The sequence below is a fragment of the Methylocaldum sp. genome, from assembly GCF_039794385.1.
Taxonomy (GTDB): domain Bacteria; phylum Pseudomonadota; class Gammaproteobacteria; order Methylococcales; family Methylococcaceae; genus Methylocaldum.
This window is the reverse complement of sequence record NZ_JBDIVO010000268.1, coordinates 1-6,328: the sequence shown is the minus strand read 5'-3', so window position 1 is coordinate 6,328 and position 6,328 is coordinate 1. Positions and strand designations below refer to the sequence as shown.

Annotated in this window: 3 protein-coding genes and 1 pseudogene; 2 read left to right on the top strand and 2 right to left on the bottom strand. The window is 61.7% G+C overall.

Annotated elements, in window-relative coordinates:
* Positions 1-390 precede the first annotated feature (390 nt).
* Positions 391-3,807, bottom strand: a complete 3,417-nt coding sequence (locus ABJK70_RS18285; RefSeq protein WP_347258700.1) for an HAD-IC family P-type ATPase — start codon at positions 3,805-3,807, stop codon at positions 391-393.
* Positions 3,808-4,181: 374 nt separating this feature from the next.
* On the opposite strand from ABJK70_RS18285, the gene ABJK70_RS18280 reads away from it, so the two are divergent.
* Together ABJK70_RS18280 and ABJK70_RS18275 are read left to right on the top strand one after the other, a co-directional pair.
* Positions 4,182-4,823, top strand: a complete 642-nt coding sequence (locus ABJK70_RS18280) for a YsnF/AvaK domain-containing protein (protein WP_205780740.1) — start codon at positions 4,182-4,184, stop codon at positions 4,821-4,823.
* A gap of 53 nt (positions 4,824-4,876) precedes the next feature.
* The gene (locus ABJK70_RS18275; protein ID WP_086134043.1) at positions 4,877-5,968 is read left to right on the top strand and encodes a DUF2382 domain-containing protein; all 1,092 of its coding nucleotides are present in this window, start codon (positions 4,877-4,879) and stop codon (positions 5,966-5,968) included.
* A gap of 241 nt (positions 5,969-6,209) precedes the next feature.
* Here ABJK70_RS18275 and ABJK70_RS18270 read toward each other — a convergent pair.
* Positions 6,210-6,328, bottom strand: a pseudogene (locus tag ABJK70_RS18270) (IS5/IS1182 family transposase); the annotation flags it as partial.

Sequence of the window (6,328 nt, the reverse complement as noted above, 5' to 3'; positions counted from 1 at the left end):
ATATGGAAATGTACCGAGTCAAACAGCGTTCCGGCAGGGTGGCTTGGGGCTGAATGTAAACGATCGATGACGGTAAGACACACTGTCGGCAAAGGATTGCCGACCTACGCCCCTATGGCGCGGAGGTTGTAGGGTGGGTTAGGCGCACTATACCGCCGATCGATGCCGAACACTGCGCTTCACGTGCGCCGTAACCCACCATAGTAGGTCGGAAATCCCTTTCCGACACACGGTCGGCAAAGGATTGCCGACCTACCATCCTAGAGCAGTTTCCGTTCGTCGCTCAATCGCGGGCTAAAGCCTGCTCCCACAGGCCGTAAACCAATCCGACAACCACCCTATAATCCGGCAGAAACGGCATGGCAGTTGGCACATGGCCTCCCTATCGGCTTATTGGATGATTTCATGGCGAAAGGAAGACGCGTCTTCCAAAGGTTCGATATGGGTCACGATGAGGAGATTCGGAATGACCTCGCGGATATCGGACTCGATGCGCTCCAGGAGTTCGTGTCCCTCCTGGACCGTCATCGCGCCGGGTACAAGCACATGCAGGGTGATCAGCCGCTGGGTGCCGGCGACGCGGGCGCGGAGGTCGTGGAACTGGATGCCTTGCCGCCGGTAGTTGTCGAGAATGCGTTCGATGCGATGGCGTTCCTCGGGAGGTATGGCGGCGCCGAGCAGCCCGGAAAGCGAGCGCAGTATGAGCTGGGTGCCCGAGACCACGATATTGAGGGCCGCCAGAAGCGCGATGGCCGGGTCCAGCCATTGCCACCCGGTCAATGCGATTCCGCCCAGCCCTGCCAGTACGGCGCCGGTGGTCCAGACGTCGGTCATCAAATGCTTGCCGTCGGCCTCGAGCGTGATCGATCCGGACCGGCGTCCCGCTCGCAGCAGCACCCTGGCCACCGCCAGATTGACCAGCGCTGCCGCCACCGAAACCAGCATGCCCAGATTGATCGCCGCCAGCGCCTGAGGATGCATCAGGCGATCCCAGGCCGCCCAGGCAATGCCGGCGGCCGCCACGACAATCAGCGCGCCCTCGAAACCGCTGGAGAAATATTCGGCTTTACCGTGCCCGAACGGATGGTTCTCGTCGGCCGGTCGCGCGGCCAGCGTGAGGACGACCAAGGCCGCCGCGGCTCCGAACAGGTTCACCAGGGATTCGGCCGCATCGGACAGAAGCGCCACGGAACCGGTCACGAGATAGGCGACCGTCTTCAAGGCGATCGTCACGAGGGCCGCGAAGATCGATAGCCAGGCATAGCGGGTGAGCGGGGCCTCCGGCGATCGCGAAGCGGTTACTTCATTCCGACCATCCTCAGCGGCGCGACGAAAATAGCCGGCGAGAAAATTACCCGCCGCCCGGACGAGACGCCTCGCCGCATAGTACAGAACCATGGGGCCGGCGACGGATAACAGCCCGCCGAACATGGCGATCAGCCAGTCGTCCCGGTGTAAGGGTTGCAGACTCAAACGCGCGGCCAGCCAAGGCGTCTGCACCAGAACCAGCGACGATCCGACGGTCGCAACGACCATCAGCCAGGCGGTCTTCGTCCGCAAACGGCTCAGAACGGCAGTGGCCGCCGCACTGGCGCAGGTCAGCGCCACCATCGCCATGGCGCGCGCATGTTCGACACTGCCGCCCGGCAGAAGGCTGCGGTCGTAGGTCCACAAGATCAGCGCAGTGATCAGAGCTCCGATCGTGGCGATCAGGAACCACTCCCCACCCGAGAAAAATCGCGCCTCCCGGCGCTTCGGCACCAGCCGTAGCGGCCCGCGCGCCGGCAGTTCCTGAAACACCAAAAGCGCCGTCGGGTGGATGAGCGTCTCCAGCCAGACGATATGTACGGGCAAGTACAGGATGGGATGCCCGATCAGCGGAATGAAGGTGGCCGTAATGACCAAGGGGATGTGGATCAGCAGCAGATATTGGAAGCTGAGCTGGAGATTGCGGAATAGCTGCCGCCCCTCGGCGATGGCCCGCACGATGGTGCCGAAATTGTCGTTGAGCAGGACGATGGAAGCGATTTCCCGTGCGCTACGGGTACCGCGCTCACCCATGGCGATGCCGATATCGGCAGCCTGAAGCGCCGGAACGTCGTTCACGCCGTCGCCGGTGACGGCCACGATCTCGCCTTCCGCCTTCAATGCCCGCACCAGGGCCAGCTTCTGGGTAGGCAGGGCGCGCGCCACCACGTCGACATCCGGACGAAGAGAGGCACCATCATCGAGACGGCGGACCAGTTCGTCGCCCAGAACGATGCCGCCCTTCATCCCGATCTGCCGCGCCACGCCGCCCGCGGTCGCCGGGTGATCGCCGGTGACCATCACCACGCGGATGCCGGCGGCGCGGCATTCCCGCACCGATTCGATCACGCCGTCCCGGATCGGGTCCTCGAAAGCCAGCAATCCCAGGAACCGGCCGCCGCGGTCCGGTTCGCCGCCGCTCCAGGCGCCATCCAGATGCCAGCATGCGCAAGCGAGCACCTTGTGGCCTTCGGCGGCCAGGCGGTCGACCCGCGACGCCCAATCGGTCCGTTCCACCTCGCTAAGGTTTACCAGCGCCAGCAAGACTTCAGGAGCCCCCTTGCTGGCCACGTGTATCCTGTCGCCGATCCGCACCACCACGGTTTCGCGGCGGCGCTGCTCGGTGTAGGGATAGGTCTCGAGCACGACATCGGCAGCGGCCGAAATCGCACGTTTCTGAACGCGTTCGAGGATCGCCGTATCCATGGGATCGCCGGATTCCGCACGGGACGCAAACGCCGCCCATCGGAGCAGTTCATCTTCGGAAACGTCCGCGCCGGGGGCCAGATGTTCGAGCCGAAGACGGCCCTCGGTAATCGTGCCGGTCTTGTCGGAACAGATGCAGGTGATGCGACCGATGTTCTCCACCGATACGCCGCGCCGGACCAGCGCCTTCCGCCGCGCCAGCCGATACACGCCGACGCCCAGAAACAGGGTGAATACCACCGGAAACTCTTCGGGAAGAGCCGCCACCGCGAGGGTCGCCGCGCTGACCAGGGCGTCCACCCAGCCGTGGCCTTGATGCAGCCGCACGCCGGCCAGAATCAGGCAAAGCACTCCGGCAGCCGCGATCAAGAGCGTCACCAGGTTGGAAATGGCGGTCTGCAACGGCGTGCGCTCCCGTTCGCCGGCGGCCGCGGCACGGACGATCTCGCCGTAAAGCGTTTGCCCGCCCGTATACACTACAGTCATTTCCGCCTGGCCGGTCAACAGGCGGGTACCGGCGAATCCCCAATGCACATCGTCGATCCAGGCTGATTCGTCGAATCGCAGCGGCATTGCTCTGAGAGCGTGCTTCGGCACCGGATACGCTTCTCCGGTCAGAGACGATTCATCCGCCTGCAATTGCTCCCCGGCGGAGATCAACCCGTCGGCCGGAAAAGCCTCGCCGGTCTCGATCCGCACCCGGTCGCCGGGAACCAGCTCGGAAGCGGAGATTTCCAATAGCGCACCGTCACGGACGACACGGGCGGTCTGAGCAAGCTGCCGGCCGAGTCCTTCAGTCGATACCTGTGTCCGGCGATGCAGAAAGGCATCCATGCCCAGCAACGGCAGAATGGCCGCCATTAGCGTCATCGCCTCGGCATAACTGCCGAGCACGGCATAAATGAGACCGGTTCCGACCAGGAACCAGATCATGGGGTCCTTGAGCGTATCGCGCGCCAGTTCCAGCCACGGACTGCCGGCGATTTCGAGAATGTCGTTCCGGCCATATCGTTTTCTGCGTTCGGCGATATCGATAGAGGACAGTCCGCGTGGGTCATGCGGAAGATCCTTCATTCGTACAGCGGGAATATCGCGACGCATGGCGGTGACGGTCTCTTTGGAAGGAAGCGGCCGGCCGAACCGGGCATTCTAGGTAGTTGGCCCCGTATTATCGGCGTCGATGCCGCCGAATGTCACCGTTGCCGTCGCGACACAAGACCTGGATGGTTCTCCGCGTGCAAATAGCTTCGGAACTTGGCGGTTCGCGGGGAACTCCGCGATGCTGTCCGTTTCCAAATAGAAACATCGGCGTTACTTGATAAGGAATCGAGACATCAGGATGCAAAGAGGAATCACTTTAGTCTCGCCGCGCGAATCCGCATTCGCGGGTGTACAGAATCCACCGCCCTACCAGTCCGAATCGGAGACCTCAAGCTAAGCCGTACGCCATGGAAAGCTCATTCCAACCCGGTGCGGTAGTCGTCAGCAGAGACGGTTTACTGGGTTTTGTCGATCCCGCATTCCTTCCCATCAACGAACAGGCCGTAGTGCAAGTGCAATTCGAGCGCGGCGAACGGCTGGTGATCCCCGTGAACGTCCTCGATCGGCAGGAAGACGGAACCTATGTTCTGCCCATGACCTTGGCCGAAGCCATGACCACTTGGCGGGACCCGTCGGAAAACGGCGAAACGCTGACCATTCCCGTAGCGGAGGAACGACTGGTACGGCAAATCCGCAAAATCGAAACCGGGCGGGTGCGCATCACCAAACGCATTTCTACCCGGGTCGAAGAGGTCGATGATCCACTAATCCAGGAAACGCTTCATGTCGAGCGGGTCGCCGTAAACCGTCCTATCGATGAGCCGGTGCCCGCCCGGCATGAAGGCGACACGCTGATCATTCCCGTATTCGAAGAAACCCTGGTAGTGCGGAAGCAGCTGATTCTGAAGGAAGAGCTGCACGTGACCCGACGCAAAACGGAATCGCACCGGCCGCAACAAGTGACCCTGCGGCGCGAGGAAGTGTCGGTCGAGCGGGTTCCTCCGGAGAGACAGACGACGGACCTTGAACAGCCTGGAGTCTCAAACTGAGATGCCTCGATGTTTTTAATCGTATTTTTTAACGTTCGGACGAGGAGAAAGCCATGATTAACACAGTGGTTGGATTACTGGATAACCGATCGGAAGCCGAAAAAGTCGTGCACGACCTCGAGCGTGAAGGCTTCGGCCGAGATCACATTCATGTCATGACCAGCGATGTCGAATACGAGCGCGAGCTAGGCGCAGCCGGTGGAGCCCAGAAGGAATCCGGCCTCCGCTTCGTCCTTTCCAAGCTCGGGCTGCTGGAAGAGCGCCGGCATGAAATCGGGCTTCCTGCGGAGGACATCCGTTATTACTCTGAAGGCGTACGCCGCGGCGGCCTCCTGGTCACCGTCGAAACCGACGAAAGCCACGCCGACCGTGCTGCAGAGATTCTGGAGGAACACGGCGCGGTGAATATCGAGGAGCGCGCGGGTCAATGGCAGCAGACCGACATGACACAACAGCCGACCATGGGCAAAGCGGGCACTACTACAGAACCTATGCGTACCGCCGAGGAAGCGAAAATCCCGGTCGTCGAGGAAGAGCTGAAAGTGGGCAAGCGCGCCGTCAAGCGTGGCGGAGTCCGCGTCTATACCCATGTCAAGGAGCGGCCGGTTGACGAAGACATCACTCTGCGCGAAGAGCACGTCAACGTCGAACGCCACCGGGTCGACCGTCCCGTGTCGGACGCAGACATGGCAGCCTTCAAGGAAGGCACCATCGAGCTCACCGAAACGGGGGAAGAAGCTGTAGCCTCCAAGGAAGCACGGGTGGTTGAAGAAGTCACCGTCAGCAAAGGCGTGACGGAACATATCGAGACCATCCACGATACGCTGCGCCGGACCGAAGTCGACGTGGAAGAATTCGGCAGAGGCGCAGCCGAAACACCGTCCGGCTTCGAGCGTTTCGATGCCGATTTTCGCCAGCACTATTCGACCCATTTCGGCAATCAGGGACAGCCTTATGATCGGTACCTGCCCGCCTACCGCTTCGGCCACGCGCTGGGTAGCGATCCCGCCTACTCCGGCAAGGACTGGGCAGCGCTGGAGCCGGATGTCCGGCGTGTGTGGGAGAAAAAACAGCCGAGCAGCAAATGGGACCAGATGAAAAACGCGATCCACTATGCTTGGGAACGCGCGCGGGGTCATCGCTGAATGCATCCGGCTCGCCTAACCCTTTAGGAATTTCCTGAGAAAGCCCTCTCCCCTCTGGATGGCGTCGCGAAAGCGCCCCCGCCACTGGGGAGAGCACAGCTGCCCGGTCAGGCTGGAATCCCTTCCCAATCGCAAACGGTCGCTTTAGTCGCGACCGTTTGCGATTGGGAAGGGATTGCCGACCTACGCTCTCCCCTCCTGGAACGAATCCGTACACCGGGATGGAAAACGCTCTAAGAGCCTATCCCAGTAGACCCGTTGCCCGCCAAGTAATGATGCCGCAGGCCAAGTGCAGCATGGCAAGATAGGTGTCGGTTCGTTTTTCCCAGCGGATCAAAATCCGGCGGAATCGGTTGAGCC